We start from the raw sequence: 16,259 nt of genomic DNA, 5'->3' as shown, positions 1-16,259 counted from the left end.
CAGATGAATGACACACGTGTGAAGACGTGAATCCCCTTAGTGTAGTCTCACCAGCAACTCCCCTTTCAAAACCGATAATCCGTTCTCAGCTTTTAGAATTCCCATTCTCGGCACGCTGTCTTTTTCTTGCCTTACCTAAGATCAGGCGAGCAGAAAACCAAACACACAGACCCACACTGACCATGAAGACACAGGCCAAGGCCTATCGAGAAGGCGGTATGAACCAGCCCACAGATTCTAATCAATCAGGCGACACCCAAGATCAAGCGCAAGCCGATGAACAGGCACAGCAGGCCATTAACAAAGCCGGACACATCGACCCAGCACTGCTGGCGTATGCCGATGACACTCAAGCGGCCTTTTTGCTGAAGGCGCCCCGTCGCGCACGAGTACTGTTGTGGGTGGTGGTGATTTTCATGGTAACGGCGGGGGGGTGGGCATGGCAGGCACCGTTAGAACAAGTGACACGGGGACACGGCAAAGTGATCCCCTCTTCCCAGCGACAAGTGGTGCAAAACCTTGAGGGAGGCATTGTGAAAGCGATTTTAATCCGCGAAGGTGACACGGTGCAGGCCAATCAGCCTCTGATGCAGATTGATGACACCCGCTTTCGTTCTGATGCACAGGAGCGCGGTCAGGATCTGGCCGGTTTAACCGCCGATGCCCTTCGCCTGCAAGCCTTATTGCAAAGTGTGACCACCCAAAAGATGTCACCACAAACACTGGCCCGCGCATGGCAGACATCCGTCACCGTGCGCCCAGCCGCGTTGGTCTTTCCTGATACATTCCCTGACCAGCACTCCGCATTGGTACAGCGCCAGCAAGACGAATTTCGCGACAGCCTCGCCAGTTTGGACAATCAACTCTCCGTCATCGGTCAGCAAATCCAACAAAAAGCCCGCGAGTTAGACCAAACCAAAGCCCGCTTGTCGAATCAACGCCACAGCTACGCGCTCGCCAACGAGGAATACACCATCACCAAGCCGTTAGCCGATGAAGGCGTGGTGCCAAGGGTGGAATTGCTCAAACTCAAGCGCCAGGTCAATGATGCCCGTCGGGATGTCACGGCCAGCAAAATGCAGATCCCCGCCTTGCAAGCGGCCATTCAAGAAGCCATTTACAAGCGGCTGGACATTGCCCTGAATTTTCGCGCAGAGACCCAAGCCGAATTAAATGAAACGGCCGACAAACTGGATGCCCTGCGCCAAACCCACATCGGTCTGCAAGACAAAGTATCGCGCACCGTGGTCACCTCGCCCGTCAATGGCACGGTGCAAAAACTGCATATCAACACCATTGGCGGGGTGATCCAGCCAGGGATGGACTTGATCGACATCGTGCCGAGTGAAGATGCCCTGATTGTGGAAGCCAAAATCGCCCCCAAAGACATCGGCTTTCTGCGGCCGGGGCTGAAAGCCATCGTCAAATTTACCGCGTACGACTTCACCCAATACGGCGGCCTGCCGGGCACGCTGGAACACATCAGCGCGGATACCTCGGTCGATGAAGAAGGCAACAGTTTCTACCATGTGCGCATTCGTACTGACCAACCGCATTTCACTGATGCTAATGGCAATCCGCTGCCCATTATTCCCGGCATGACCGCGTCTGCCGATGTGATCACCGGTCATCAAACCGTGTTGCAATATTTACTCAATCCGGTGCTCAGAGTGCGCCAGACTGCACTCAGGGAGTAACGCTTATGCCTGTCATCACGTCTTGGCTTCTGCCTTTTTCACCCCGTGCCACGGTGATTGGTCGGTTTATCACCGCCGCCTTGGCGATCAGCCTCGCCCCAGCCCTGACCTCTGCCGTCGTGCACGCCCAATCGCTCGAACAAGCGGTGGCAGAGACGCTGGCCACCAACCCTGAAATCAAACGGGCATACAACACCTTCATGAGCCGCAATGAAGCGGCCCGCGCCGCCGTGGGCGATTACTTACCCAGTGTGGATGTCTCTGCCGGAGCGGGATATGAAGATTACGATAACAGCACCAACAGCACCGGTGATTACGACCCCTTGGATGCGACCATCAGTTTACGTCAGCTGATTTGGGACGGCTCCATCACCTACCACGACATTCAACGCAACAAGGCCGAAGCGGAAGCCCAACGCTTTCAACTGCTGGCCGATGCACAAAACAAAGCCCTGCGGGTGACCGAGCTGTACCTTGATATTCTGGAAGCCCAAGAGGTGCTGATCTTGTCGCAGAATAACTACGCGGTGCACCAGCGGATCTTCAGCGACATCAAAAAACGCACCGATTCCGGCATTGGCTCCACCGCGGATTTAGCGCAAATAGAAGGCCGGCTGGCGCGATCCCACGCCAATATGATCGCCGCGGGGAATAACCTGCAAGACAAAGAAAGTGAATTCTTCCGCGCCGTCGGCAGCCCGCCCGTGCAACTGGAAAAACCCGAAGTGGATCAGAACTATTTGCCCGCCACTTTATCGGACGCCATCGCTCGTGCGACCGACAACAACCCAGTGCTGTTTGTGGCCAAAAACGACATTGACGCCGCGCACTATCAATACAAACAGGCCAAAGGCAATTTCTATCCCACCTTCGAGCTAGAAGCCTCACAAGAATGGGGAGAGGATTTGGACGGTACCCCCGGCCACACCGACGAATTCAAAGCCGGCATTCGTGTGCGTTACAACCTGTACAGCGGCGGCTCTGATTTGGCTGAAAGCCGAGAAGCCGCCTATGAGTTAAGCCAATCCAAAGATGTACGCGATCGCGCCTATCGCCAGCTTGAAGAGAGCACCAAACTGGCGTGGAGCAGCATGGAACTCGCCCTGAATCAGACCTTGTACCTGCAACAACACGTGGATGCCTCTGCCCGTACAGTGATTGCCTATGAAAAACAATTTCGCATCGGCAAGCGCACTCTGCTTGATGTATTGAACACCGAGAACGAACTGTTTGAAGCGCGCAAATCCTATTTGGATGCGCACTATGCGGGCATTCTTGCGCAGTATCGCGTGCTGAATGCCACCGGCCAACTGCTGGATGAAATGCGGGTGGATGTGCCTTCCCCGTGGTCCACCTCGGTACGCTAGGAGGAGACAAATGAAGCAGCACGTAATCACACACTATCGTTACACCCGACGGCCTTTCAGACTCCTGCTGCTGGGGATGTTATGGCTTGGAAACCTTGCCGGATGCAGCCTTGAAGCCGATCCACCGCCTGTGGCCGAACAGTCCCGCGACTTGCTGGATGATGACGGCGATGGCGTGATCAACGCCCGCGACCGCTGTCCCGATACGCCACACGCAGCCATTGTCGATAACAATGGCTGTCCGACTATCGTAGAGCACACCGACACCACCGAACTGCACATTCTGTTTGCGAACGATTCCACGGTGATCCCCACCGACTTTCTGCCGCAAATCGAAAAAATGGCCGCGTTTTTGGCCGCTTACCCGGACACCCACATCGAACTGAAAGGCTATGCCAGCCAAGTGGGTGCCCACGATTACAATTTTACGCTGTCCCAACGCCGCGCCGAGGTGGTGCGACAACACTTAACCACCTTGGGTGTCACGCCAGCACGGATCCGTACCGTCGGTTTTGGTGACACCCAACCCGTTTCAGCCGCCAGTGAAGAAGAAGCCCACACCCTTAGTCGCCGTGTAACAGCCCGTGTTCGGGGAGAGCGCGGCAGCGTGCTCAATGAGTGGACGATTTTCTCGCTGCGCACCGAGCCAACGGAGCCCTAATCATGACAAATTTCCTTTCCACCTTAATCACTTGGCTGATTCTGTTAGTGCTGTGGCTCTCGGCCAATACCGCACGGGCGCTCAGCCCGGATGAACAACACAGCGTGATGCGGGTGAAACTCGCCTACGGTGAGCCCGCCAGCCAACGCGTCGTACAATGGCGACAGTTGTTGAGCACCATCAAAACGGTGCAAGCCCAACAACACGACCAGCACCTGCTACAATCGGTCAATCAGTTCTATAACGCGTTGGCCTTTTTAGATGATCCCATCGTTTGGGGAAAAACCGATTACTGGGCCACCCCGCTGGAATTTCTGGGGGTGGGCGCGGGGGACTGTGAAGAATTTAGCATTGCCAAATACTTTTCCCTGCGAGAATTGGGGATTGAAGACAACAAGTTACGGCTGATTTACGTCAAAGCCCTGCGCTTAAATCAATTCCACATGGTGCTGGCCTACTACCCGACCCCAGCGGCCATTCCGCTGCTGTTGGATAACCTCACCTCACAAATTTTACGTGCCAATGAGCGGCACGATTTGCAACCGATCTACAGCTTTAACGGCAGCCAATTGTGGCTGATGAAACAACGCGGCGAAGGGAAAGCGGTCGGCCAAGCCCGCCAAATCAAAAAATGGGAACAACTGCGCGCGCGTTTTCGTCGCCAAGAACTGGCACAACCGATCATCCCCCCTTATACCCATCGCTTCTCCGTGCCCTCACCGCATTATCAGCAGCACATCGTGGGCAGTGAGGTCATTCTCTCATGACCCTGTATAACCGCTTATTCCTCTGGTTACTGGTCTTGTTCGTCTTGCTGTTGGCGGGGATTTTCTACAGCCAACTGAACACCACCCGCAGCTTTCTGATTGAGCAGCAAAGTGCAGAACTCGACAATGCCATTCAGGCCATCGGCCTGCCGTTGTCGCACTATGTAAAAAGCGGCGACACCGTGGCAATGGAAGCGGCAATCAATGTGGTGTTTGATGGCAGTTACTACCAACAAATTACCTTGGATATTTTCGACCCCGCCTATCAAATTACCCGTCGGTATCCTGCTACTACCGATCGCGTGCCGGCTTTCTTTGAACAGTGGGTCGACATCCCCACCCAAACCCGCACCACCACCTTAACCAGCGGCTGGTTACAGTTGGGCACGTTATCGGTCACCACCCAACCAGCAATGGCTTACGACAAACTGTGGCAAAGCAGCCTGACTCTGCTATCCACCTTTGTTGGATGTTTACTGATCGGGCTGATCTTACTGAACATATTGCTCAACCGCTTGGTCAAACGCCCGCTGGCCCAACTGGAACGCAACGCCCAAGGGATCGCCAATAACCATTTTGGCGCCCCGTTAACACCGCCGGCCACCCGCGAACTGCATGCCGTAGTAACCGCGTTCAATCACATGGCCCAGCAATTGGAAGCACACCAAACCCAACAAGCACAAGAAGCCGATGTGCTCCGCAAACGGGCCTATCAAGATCCAGAATCCGGCTTGGGGAACCGTCGTTGGCTATTGCTGCAATTAGAAGCCTGGTTAGAACCCGATACGCAAGGTGGCCTTATTCTGCTCAAAGCCAGCGCCATCCAGCATCTGCGCCAAGCCAATCAATATGAACTCGCCGCTCAACTGACGGGCGCCTTCGGCCAAGCCCTGACGCAAGCCGTCAGCCCCCATTCCACACAACACGCCACCGCGAATTCCGTGGGGCGACTCAGCCACTATGAGTTTTTATTGATCATCACCGAGGCCGAACCGCAGGCACTGTCAGCACGCGCTCGTACGCTGGTGGCCGATCTGACGGCAGTGCAGCTGGCCCATGCCCCTGACGCGGAAGGCCATGTCACCGCTGGCGTGGTGGTAAAAAATGCACAAACGCCCGCCGCATCCGACAGCTTAACCGTCGATCCTTTAACAGCTGGCTCCTCGACAACCCGCTTCTCTACAACAAACACCTTACCGCCGAGCAGCGTACCGCAACTGTTAGCCCAGTGTGACAATGCCCTCGCCCTGGCGCAGCAACACAGTGATCATGTCGCCGTGATCGGCAATGACGTGCACCTTGAACAGCACCAATGGGGGAAACAACAATGGCTGGAGTTGTGCCAACACGCGATTGACAATCACACCATGGATGTTCACTACCAAACCGCCTATACCCCCAGCGGCCAGCCGTTGCACCAAGAGTTGTTCACCCGCCTGCACCGGCAAGGGAAAACCTATCACGCCAGCCAATTTTTACCGGCGCTGGAAGCCTTAGGAGAAACCACCTTTTTTGACTGCTATGTGATCGCCCTTGCGGGCGGTGCTTTGTCGAACTTGTCGGCTTTTGTCGCGGTGAATATCGCCAACCACACCCTGCAAGCAGGGGGATTCTTGCAATGGCTGGATGTTTACCTGAGCCAACATCCGACGCTCAGCCAACAACTTATTTTTGAACTGCCCGAAAGTGCCTTTATCCATGCCCCAAAGGCGGTGCAGGCCCTTTGCCAGTTGATTGATAAACACCAGTTCACTTACGGCATCGACCATTACGGCGCACATTTTAATTCCGTCAGCTACTTACGCCATTATCACCCTCGCTACGTCAAACTCGATTTTGCTTACACGCGCCGCTTGGACGATGACGCTCAAAAAGATGCCTTGCTTGCCCTCATCCGCAATGCCAAGCACTTGGGGATCATGACCATCGCCACCCGCGTCGAAACGCACGTGCAACGCCAAACCCTGTCCGCGCTCGGTGTTGAGGGCATGCAAGGGTTTGCCATGGAGACAACCCATGACTGACGATCCCTTTTTACAGGCGCTGATCACCGTCTGCCGTCATTATCAGCGCCCTGCCGCGCCGGACAGTTTGCTGGCAGGGTTACCGCTGAAACACGGTACATTACCGCCACATTTGTTCACCCAAGCCGCCCACACCGCCGGACTGGATGCCAAAGACACCGCGCTCACCGTCAGCCAAATCACCCCCATGCTGTTACCGCTGGTGGCGCAACTGTCGGCACAACAAGCCTGTGTCATTCTGGCGATAGACGTTGAACAACAACGGCTGCAGATCACGCCTTGCACCGTGTTACCCGCTACCGAGCCCACTAGGCCTTCGTTTTCAGATGCTTCTTCTGCTTCTGAGCCACTGACATCGTCATCGGCTCCCTATTGGGTCGATATCGCGGCATTTGATGCGGTATTTTTGCATCGCGTATTTCTGCTCAAACCTCAGTTTCAATTTGATGCCCGCAGCCCCGAAAAAAGCAACGACAAACACTGGTTTTGGCACACGCTGTGGCAATCCAAAGGCATTTACCATGATGTATTGATCGCCTCAATATTGATTAATCTGTTTGCGGTGGCGACCCCGCTGTTTACCCGCTTGGTGTACGACAACGTGGTGCCCAATCAAGCCTTTGATTCGCTGTGGGTGCTAGTGAGTGGCATGGCGATCATCTTTGGGTTTGATTTACTGCTCAAAGGACTGCGCAGCCACTTTCTTGATATTGCGGGCAAGAAAGCGGATTTACTGATGTCCTCCGCCATTTATCGCAAAGTGATGGCCATCAAACTGGCCGCCAAACCGCCGTCTGTCGGGGCCTTTGCCCGTCATTTGCAGGAGTTCGAGTCCATTCGTGACCTGTTCACCTCAGCCACCGTCGCGGCCTTGATTGACTTGCCCTTTGCCCTGCTGTTTTTGGCCGTCATCGGCGCCATTGCGGGGCCGTTAATTTGGGTGCCGATTGTCGCCATGGCCTTACTGATCGTGTTTAGCGTGCTGATACAACGGCCACTGCGCACCAGCATCGAACAAGGATCGAAACTGGCCAGCCAGAAACACGCTAACCTGATTGAAAGCCTCGCGGGATTAGAAACCGTGCGCCAACAAGGGGCGCAACACCACTTTCAATACCAATGGGAACAAGCTATCGCGCACATGGCCAACTGGGGCGTGAAATCCCGCCGCCTCACCGATGCGCTCACGCACCTATCAGGCTTTACCCAGCAAAGCGTCACCGTAGCGGTGATTGTGGTGGGCGTGTATTTGATTACGGCCGGACAACTGACCGTGGGGGGACTGATTGCGGTGTCGATGCTCACCAGCCGTGCTCTTGCGCCCTTGGTGCAACTGGCGCAACTCTCGACCCGTTATCAGCAGGCCAAATCGGCCTTAGGGATTTTGAATGACATCATGGCGATGCCGGAAGAAGTCACGCCGCAACGGCATTACCTCGACAAACCGGCCCTCACTGGCGCCATGGCCTGCGAAGACGTGCACTTTGCCTATCCAGCGGCAGCCTCAATGTCCTTATCAAGTGGCACCGCGCCCCCTCGCCCCGTGCTCAACGGGATCACTCTGTCGATTGCTGCCGGCGAGAAAGTCGCCATCATCGGAAAAATCGGCGCGGGGAAATCCACCTTACAGCGGCTGTTGTGTGGCTTGTATTCCCCGTCCAGTGGTGCCGTACGATTTGATCACACCGACATTCAGCAGTTACACCCACTGGCATTACGCCGCCAGATAGGCTGCGTACCGCAAGACATCACTCTGTTTTACGGCAGTATTCGTGACAACATCACCTTGGGGCATCCCCAAGCCACCGATGCCGAGATTGCACTGGCATGCGAGCAAGCGGGCGTTACCCGATTTACCCAGCACGCACCAGAAGGATTGGATCGCCAAGTCGGCGAAGGCGGACTGCAACTCTCCGGCGGACAGCGACAAGCTATTGGCCTTGCGCGAGCGCTATTGCGTCAGCCACACCTATTGATTTGGGACGAACCCACCAGCCAAATGGATAACGCTGCTGAACATCATGTAAAACGCTATTTGATGGGATTGGATAACACCCACACCGTCGTATTGTTTACGCACAAAACCAGCCTGTTAGACGCGGTTGAACGGGTGATCGTGATAGATAACGGCAATGTGGTGTTAGATGGTGAAAAAAGCGCCGTGTTGGCGAAACTTAAACAGGGGGTAAGCCAGGGCAGTCCGTAGCCCTAGGGGCTTCTGACTCAAATCCTTTGATAATGACGGCCATATACGGAATAGTGGACTTTCCCTATCCCTTCAAAGAGGATAAAATTAGAACAAAAGCTCAACAATAAAAACAACAAAAAATGACAGTAAAACAGAATCATAAATATTGTGGCATTGCGTTCACTTTAACGCTAGTCACCACCCTTATTTTTGGCTACTTATATTTCACGCATTATAGCGACCGATATAAACATGTGATCCATACTTTTGAATCGAATAAAGCGCAAGTTTACTTATATTCAAAATTTATTTCTCAAGTCGCAGATAATAAACCCACGCATGATGTCGTCTTTGATGGTAACATCTACAGCAGTGATATTGAAAAAGCCAAAAATAGTGCGCTCATTCAGTCGATATACTCAGAATCTCAGTCTATCTATAAAAATAAGCCGTCATGGATATCCCTGTTTGATTTAATTTATATCAAAATTCATCCGTACAATACGGTGATTTCTTCACGTCCAATGTTGTTCTTGGAAAATGGCCAGTTTGATGTTAAATATCTTTTTTCAAAAGAATATTGTGATAAATTCCGAGCTTGTACCCATTATATCAAAACGAAGGATTTAGACGATGACATCGTCTTCAGTGAACCGCATATTGATAAAGACACCAATATATTAACTATCACATTGATTGCGCCAATCCACCTGCACAATAAAAATATTGGTGACGTGCAAACGGATATTCATTTTTCGGACATTCCGATGACCACCATGTCCCATTTTTCCCACCACATGGAAAAGGGCATCTTGTACCTGAATATGCACAACTTCACCGAATCAACATCGTTCTCTTACAAAATGGCCTTTTCGTTAGACAACAAGGTCATCATGGTGATCTATATCTCCTATCTGCCGATTGTCTTAATTTTCTTGTCTGGCGCCGTCATCTTTGGTTCATTTTTCTATGTGGTCGAACTGTATAACAGAAAGGCAGCGGCGCAATCAAAGTTAGAGCATGACAGTATGATTGATGAATTAACGGGGTGCTACAACCGAAAAGTACTTCAGTCTAAAAGACTGAAGAAAAAACTCACGGCCTCCAAAAAGCATGTGCTCATTGCCATTGACGGGAACAAACTCAAACAGATCAATGATACCTATGGGCATCACATGGGCGATCTGGCCATCGCCCATATTGCGAAAACCCTTCAAAATACCTTTACGGATGAAGACATTGTGATCCGCCACGGTGGCGATGAATTTATCATCATCGCGATCAACAAAAACGCCTTCAGCATCGAAAGAAAATTAGAAAAGGTGAATAACATACTCGCCTCAACCCCCGTTCAGGACGACATTTTTGTCAGTCTTTCAGCAGGTATGGCTGAGTTTGACGCTTATGACACGTTAAACAGCGCCATGCATGATGCCGACATGGATTTATACCGCCACAAAAAGCGCCAGCAAAGCTAAGTTGACTGAGTAATGCGGGATTCACCGGTAGCGTGGATCCCGCATTGAACATCAACCAAACCATACATACCCCAAGTAATACTTGGTTTCAGACCACAACATCTTCGCTTTGGCTTTTACACTCTGATAACGGGTCGTGGGTGTCGGAGAGGGTTTGGCCTGCAACCCAAAATCTGTCGCCATCCGCATGGCGCGTTTCATGTGCAGTGGATCGCTGACAATCAGCACGGTATTCAAGTTCGCTTTTACTGTCATTTCACTGGCAAATTGCAAATTCTCACGGGTATATTTTGAACGTCCTTCCAGCAAAATAGCCGATGCAGGCACACCGTGCGCAATAGCGTACCCTTTTGCCACCTGCGCTTCCGTTTGGGTATCCCCCGCGCCAACGCCACCAGTGAAAATCAAGGTATTAACCCGTTGGTGCTGATACAACCAGATCCCGTGTTTAATCCGTTCTTCAAACACAGGTGAAGGTTGACCATCCCATACTGCAGCGCCCAACACAATCGCCGCATCGGCCAAGGGCACAGTATTGGTTTTGTTATGGGTATTGATACCGGCATCACGCACTAAATGGGTGGAGGCGGTTAAGGTGCGCTCGGCATACCATGCAATACTGCCTGCCACGCAGCCAACATAACTCAGCAGCAAGATCCCCAGTACGATGACTACTCGTGTTATACATTTCATTCCCTGCCCCATTACCCCTGACAGCGTTCAAACGCCTTAACCGGATCAAGATAGAACATCTTCTTCCACCCTTGGGTTTCGGTGGTGACTAACCACGGATACAGCACCACAGTGAGCACCGAATAGTGCAGATGCGCCGGTTTGCCTTTGGCATTGCCCGTTTGGCCCACCGTCCCCATGACCTCGCCAGCCGATACCCAATCACCCACTGACACGGCACCGGATGCCATGTGCGCGTAATAATGCACGCGCCATTTCGGCCCCAGCACCGCCGCCACATTGCCGCCTTTCGGTAGCTGGCCAGCATACAGTACCACCCCGCTGCTGGCTGCGATCACGGGTGTGTCTTGCTTGGCAAAAATATCGATACCTTTGTGCGTACCCGACGAGCCCCACGGTTCATACCAAAAGGTTTTGTGGTTCCAATCATTACACTGCGCATTTTGCACGGGGATCACCGTGGTGGCAGGGAACAGTAATCCCACGCCCAACACCATCCCCAATCCACAAGCTATCCGTTTTGCCCATGCCATGCTTATTTTTCCTTTGTCATCTATCACCTGCGCATCCGACCATTATGCGTACGGTGGTTATGTGATGAAAAGCAAAGCATTAAGTTTCTCGCCACAAGATGACACCACTCGCACTTGTACAAAAATCAACCACACATCAACCACGCACCCATCATCCATACTCGATTGCGATATATATTGACGGGAACATAGGCTTCGATTTGATGGAGACAACATGGACGTTGTTAATAATATCGTATACGTAATTTTTACCGCTAAATTTATGATGTATTGGCCAGCAATGCGGTTTGACCCACAACCGAAATTCACCCGCACCATGGCGACACTGATGATTGGGAGTGTGCTGTGTCGCCTTTACACCGACTTCCTCTTTCTTGCCTTGCTGCTTAGCGTGTATGGTTTGGCGCTGTATTGCATTCAATGCCATGTGTGGATGCAATACGCTATCGCGAAGTCGGAGCGTCAGGGCTGAATAGCCGTATCTGGGTACGGATAATTTATCCCCCACAATGCAGCATAAAGACATCAAACAACTTCAAATTATTGAAAATTCGCATATAATCCGCCAGATTCCCTATTGATGCATTCATAGATAGAAATGGAATTATTGTTTTTGATACGTTTTGGAGTGGTAAGTTTATGAAGTATGTATTCCCTTTGATGCTCGCTACGGGCCTACTGGCGGGTTGTGGTGGCAGTGATAGTGATGACAGCCCTGTACCAGATTCAAACATTGCTGAAATTGTAAAATGCACCAATACCGCCGCAGGGGGCCTATGTACTCAAAATATTCATGGCGCTTGGGGGCAAATAGATCCTACATGGGCGACATGTTACAGCGTGTATTGTTTTGAGGACGGTAGCGCGCCTGATGAGGCTCCCAACTTAACACGTTGGCCTCAGGGGAAACTTATCCCTGTCTATTTCCTGAATGCTGAAGATCCACGTTTTACCCGCGCAATGGACAAAGCAGAAAGCTTAATCGGCTACCCGCTATTTGATAGAAAAGGCGTGATCACGCTGGATATCAGCGACATAAGTAATATTGATTACTCAAATATTCCTACGGAGTGGGGTTTCATTTGGAGTCAAGGTACCGCACTCTCTCCTTGTAGTTCGGGGACAGTATCAACCGGACCAATGACGACTAACATTGTTGCACACAGTGTTAAACTGGATTACAGCATCATCCAACCTGTCGGCGATACATTCAGCTGGATCAATATCGATAGCGCAAACCCAGATCCTAGCTGCACAACGGTTGCTTCTGATGAAGTGACCCTGCATGAGTTAGGCCACGCCCTTGGCATGAGCAATCACTTTGATGGCTTTGGTAATGGCGGTGCGTTTAATCACAATGCAGAGCGCGTATTACGCACGATGTATAGCAATCCTCCTGGGCAGCCTTTTGATGCGCTAAGTATCGCCCAGTAGCACAGTATTAAGGTTTAGGGTCCTCGCCCTAAACCTTTTATTCATCAATTCCAACCGATGAAGCCACGCCGGCTTTTGCTGAGGCGAAACTGCCACATCGGTTAGATTTAGGCACAGACGGTGAAAAAGCGTTACGTCGCCATGCTTGACCCTGCATTGATCATGACAACCATGATGAAAAGATAGAAAAAGACATTTCACGAGAGCGTACTGTTCGGTGAGCGCTTGCGGAAAACTGACATGGCATGGTTATCAGTGCCTTATGCGTCCTTACTCCCTACTTTTTATAATCACTGAGAAGGAATACATTACTTGTCTCTATTGGCTTAGACGCCATTGCCCATTGTTGCCATCGCGTCACCAGCTCCTCATTGGGGAAAAAGTACGCGTTTCTATCTTTACTTTTGCGAGGGAACTGGCCTGAAAACAGATTAAAGCCCAGTAAGTCCACATCTTCCAGCAACATCCCATCCTCATAACAATGACGCTCAAGATGCCAGTGTACATCGTTGATATGAGCTTGAACGCTTCGGTCACTGCGTGGATGAAAAGCGCAACCGTTTATCTCTCTATCGTAATGATTGATGAGGCTGAGAATCTCAGTGTTATTGATACCGCCTTCATCGGCAAGACTGTGCAAACAGGCCTTTAACATCGGTTCAAACGTATTTAAAAACGCGTTGATATCCCCCTTTTTTCCCGCTAGTAGCGTGACGCAAAAACGGCTGTGATAATCCATCACCATCAGATACTTTTTGCGTTTAATCGAGACACAATGAATCACCCATTGCCACTGAAACCCGCCACTTTCTGTCGTATCAACATCATCAGGAAATATGGGATTTTGTACCGACTCTGCGATGGTTTTATGCGGCGCGGGTTCAAGTGCCGAAACCTTTTCCCCTTTGCGTGTTACTGTGAAAAAGTCTGCCGCTGCTTTCGTGCAGTTAAAAACGAGCATTTACGGTAATCCTTGTTATTGATTCTGTGCTAAACGCCGGGCTGAACGACGTTTATATACTTACAGCACTTCCTACCATACTCCCCAACGGAGAGTAAAGGGAAAACACACACGGCATATACCCATCGGAATGAAACCCGTTTAGCGACAAAATAGTGGCCAGCGCCCCTGACAACACTATAATCAGGGCCTTTCTTTGTTATTACACTAGGCCCCTTACATGTCGACATCTGACACGTCTACGACGAGTGAAATCATTGATCATTTTGTGGCACCAACATGCCAGGATCGCGTCGAGATCCTGTATCAAGATGATGATATTTTATTGATTAATAAGCCCAGTGGCTTACTCAGTTTGTCCGGCAAAAATCCGCTGAATTGGGATTCCGTACATTACCGTTTAGTGAACGGTCAAAGCGCGACACCGACTGAAGAAGCAACGCCAGCGTTTACAGAAGCAAAATTGCCACATCGGCTAGATCTCGGCACATCAGGCATGATGGTGGTGGGACTTAACCCTGTGGCTTCAAAAAGTCTGAATCAGCAGTTTCAAGCACGAACAGTGAAAAAGCGTTACCTTGCGATGTTAGCAGGCTGGGTGGATACGGACTGTGGCCAAATCTCTGCGCCCATAGCCAAAGATGCCGCACTGTTTCCTCGCGTGAAAATTTGCCACGAGACAGGCAAAAGTGCCATCAGTGAGTATCAGGTAATCGAGCGTTTGGATAACCCACCAAGAACGTTAGTGCAATACAGCCCGGTGACTGGCCGTACTCATCAACTGCGGATCCACAGCCTTGAGTTTGGCCATCCTATTTTGGGCTGCGATCTTTATAACACCCCAGAATCGCGTACCTACATGGACGCGGATAACACACTTATCCATACCACGCGGTTAATGCTGCATGCCAGTGAGATTGACTTTATTCATCCAGCCACCGGCGAGCCGATTCATGGGCATTGTCCGAGTCCGTTTTGAATGATCGGCAATGCGATTTAACCCACAACCAACATGCACCCACGCATTTCAACCTTAATGATTTGCTGGGTGGGATGTTGTACTGGACGAAATAGATGAAGAAGAACAAAGCCACTTACCGAACGCATAACTGGAAAGAATACAACCAGGCTCTTATCAACCGAGGTTCGCTTACTTTTTGGGTCGATGAAGAGGCGATTAAAGCTTGGAATTGCTCAATTCATCATGGTCGGCGAGGTCGAGGTTTCCAGTATTCTGATACGGCAATAACAACGGCACTGATGGTGAAGAGCATCTTCCGCTTATCACTTCGTTCACTGCAAGGTTTCATGGACTCGGTTTTTACCTTAATGAATGTTCCTTTAAAGTGCCCTAATTACAGCAGTATTAGTAAAAGGGCAAAGACTGTCGATATCAGCATCAAAATGCCAGTCAGGGGCGAAATTCGTCACCTAGCCATTGATTCAACGGGCCTCAAAGTATTCGGTGAAGGTGAATGGCATATGAAAAAACACGGTAAGGACAAACGACGAGTATGGCGAAAATTACACATTGCCGTTGATGCTGTTACCCATCAAATTGTCGCGGCCGAACTCTCCCTCTCTAATGTCACTGATAGTGAAGTATTGCCAGAGTTACTTAAACAAACTCACCGAAAAATTAAGGCTATATCGGGTGACGGAGCCTATGATTCCCGTCGGTGCTATCAAGCAATCATGAGTAAAAAAGCCAATGCACTGATACCGCCAAGAACAGGTGCAGCATATTGGGAGGATGGGCATCCAAGAAATCATGCGGTGGCGAACCAACGAATTCATGGCTGTAATCAACATTGGAAATCCATATCAGGCTATCATTCTCGTTCAATCTCCGAGACTGGTATGTCTCGTTATAAGAAACTGATCAATCCCTCGTTGTCGATGAGAGATTATGATGCACAAGTAGCAGAGTCTTACGCTGGTGTTAGAGCGTTAAATAAGCTCACAAGGCTAGGTATGCCTGAAACACGGCAAGCAGATTAACCGCTCGTAAAAATGGGAGTTCTCTGCTCAGAATCTGAATTGATCAACAAAGCCCCTTAGAATCGTAGTAATGCCATCCGTAAGCAATTAAAGTAATTGTCACTATTAAAACTAATACATCCATTCCTAAGCCAAAAATTAATTATAGTAAGCCTTGAAGTATATTAATAGAAATATCAAGGTCAAATCGAATCATTAATCGTAAACATAGATGAAATTAACACACCCAAATCACACCTAAATGATTATGGGCGCATTATCTTGCGGGTAGTTCAATAGTTTGATTTATGTAAGCACCCCAGTGAGCATTAACCTCATCACTTAGTATTAGGGGGTGTTCTTTTATATTTATTGGTTCGTCAGGGGTGAATATAGGCATTGCATTTACCAATTAGTAATCTCGCCCCAGCATCCGAAGGATGCACAATTTGTAATTTAAATACAATGCCGTATAC

The 16,259-nt window shown here is 50.5% G+C and carries 14 protein-coding genes; 11 read left to right on the top strand and 3 right to left on the bottom strand.

What is annotated here, in order from left to right; all coding sequences use genetic code 11:
- Window positions 1-218 precede the first annotated feature (218 nt).
- The 7 genes from L4C36_RS14210 (at window position 219) to L4C36_RS14180 (ending at window position 10,182) form a co-directional block, all read left to right on the top strand.
- Window positions 219-1,697, top strand: coding sequence for an HlyD family type I secretion periplasmic adaptor subunit (locus L4C36_RS14210; protein ID WP_428478458.1), 1,479 nt, complete (start codon window positions 219-221; stop codon window positions 1,695-1,697).
- A 5-nt stretch (window positions 1,698-1,702) separates the two neighbouring features.
- Entirely contained in the window at window positions 1,703-3,064 is a 1,362-nt protein-coding gene (locus L4C36_RS14205; protein ID WP_428478457.1) for a TolC family outer membrane protein, read from the top strand.
- A 10-nt stretch (window positions 3,065-3,074) separates the two neighbouring features.
- Window positions 3,075-3,725, top strand: coding sequence for an OmpA family protein (locus tag L4C36_RS14200; RefSeq protein WP_428478456.1), 651 nt, complete (start codon window positions 3,075-3,077; stop codon window positions 3,723-3,725).
- Between the two features lie 2 nt (window positions 3,726-3,727).
- Complete coding sequence (locus L4C36_RS14195; RefSeq protein ID WP_428478455.1) at window positions 3,728-4,492, top strand: transglutaminase-like cysteine peptidase; 765 nt, start codon at window positions 3,728-3,730, stop codon at window positions 4,490-4,492.
- Entirely contained in the window at window positions 4,489-6,516 is a 2,028-nt protein-coding gene (locus tag L4C36_RS14190) for a bifunctional diguanylate cyclase/phosphodiesterase (RefSeq protein ID WP_428478454.1), read from the top strand. Before L4C36_RS14195 ends, L4C36_RS14190 begins: the two co-directional genes overlap by 4 nt.
- Window positions 6,509-8,722 (top strand): type I secretion system permease/ATPase, encoded by a 2,214-nt coding sequence (locus L4C36_RS14185; RefSeq protein WP_428478453.1) that lies wholly within the window; start codon window positions 6,509-6,511, stop codon window positions 8,720-8,722. Before L4C36_RS14190 ends, L4C36_RS14185 begins: the two co-directional genes overlap by 8 nt.
- Before the next feature lie 236 nt (window positions 8,723-8,958).
- Window positions 8,959-10,182 (top strand): GGDEF domain-containing protein, encoded by a 1,224-nt coding sequence (locus L4C36_RS14180; RefSeq protein WP_428478452.1) that lies wholly within the window; start codon window positions 8,959-8,961, stop codon window positions 10,180-10,182.
- 51 nt (window positions 10,183-10,233) lie between these two features.
- Here the strand turns inward: L4C36_RS14180 and L4C36_RS14175 are convergent, their stop codons facing one another.
- On the bottom strand, window positions 10,234-10,875 hold the full coding sequence (locus tag L4C36_RS14175) for a YdcF family protein (RefSeq protein ID WP_428478451.1): 642 nt from the start codon (window positions 10,873-10,875) through the stop codon (window positions 10,234-10,236).
- Between the two features lie 11 nt (window positions 10,876-10,886).
- Complete coding sequence (locus L4C36_RS14170) at window positions 10,887-11,408, bottom strand: M23 family metallopeptidase (RefSeq protein ID WP_428478450.1); 522 nt, start codon at window positions 11,406-11,408, stop codon at window positions 10,887-10,889.
- A gap of 214 nt (window positions 11,409-11,622) precedes the next feature.
- Here L4C36_RS14170 and L4C36_RS14165 point away from each other — a divergent pair, with 214 nt between their 5' ends.
- Window positions 11,623-11,880 (top strand): hypothetical protein, encoded by a 258-nt coding sequence (locus L4C36_RS14165; protein ID WP_428478449.1) that lies wholly within the window; start codon window positions 11,623-11,625, stop codon window positions 11,878-11,880.
- Window positions 11,881-12,047: 167 nt separating this feature from the next.
- On the top strand, window positions 12,048-12,842 hold the full coding sequence (locus L4C36_RS14160; protein WP_428478448.1) for a hypothetical protein: 795 nt from the start codon (window positions 12,048-12,050) through the stop codon (window positions 12,840-12,842).
- A 277-nt stretch (window positions 12,843-13,119) separates the two neighbouring features.
- On the opposite strand, the gene L4C36_RS14155 is transcribed toward L4C36_RS14160, so the two are convergent.
- Window positions 13,120-13,803 carry a DUF6933 domain-containing protein gene (locus tag L4C36_RS14155; RefSeq protein WP_428478447.1) on the bottom strand — a complete coding sequence of 228 codons (684 nt, stop codon included), beginning with the start codon at window positions 13,801-13,803 and terminating at the stop codon, window positions 13,120-13,122.
- A gap of 220 nt (window positions 13,804-14,023) precedes the next feature.
- On the opposite strand from L4C36_RS14155, the gene L4C36_RS14150 reads away from it, so the two are divergent.
- Both L4C36_RS14150 and L4C36_RS14145 read left to right on the top strand, forming a co-directional pair.
- Window positions 14,024-14,782, top strand: a complete 759-nt coding sequence (locus L4C36_RS14150; RefSeq protein ID WP_428478446.1) for an RluA family pseudouridine synthase — start codon at window positions 14,024-14,026, stop codon at window positions 14,780-14,782.
- 95 nt (window positions 14,783-14,877) lie between these two features.
- Window positions 14,878-15,804, top strand: coding sequence for an IS5 family transposase (locus tag L4C36_RS14145; RefSeq protein WP_428478445.1), 927 nt, complete (start codon window positions 14,878-14,880; stop codon window positions 15,802-15,804).
- Window positions 15,805-16,259 lie beyond the last annotated feature (455 nt).

The sequence above is a fragment of the Photobacterium japonica genome (genome assembly GCF_050337005.1).
In the GTDB taxonomy this organism is placed as follows: Bacteria; Pseudomonadota; Gammaproteobacteria; order Enterobacterales; family Vibrionaceae; genus Photobacterium; species Photobacterium japonica.
The sequence above is the reverse complement of the archived record's forward strand: the minus strand, read 5'-3'. Positions and strand labels throughout refer to the sequence as shown.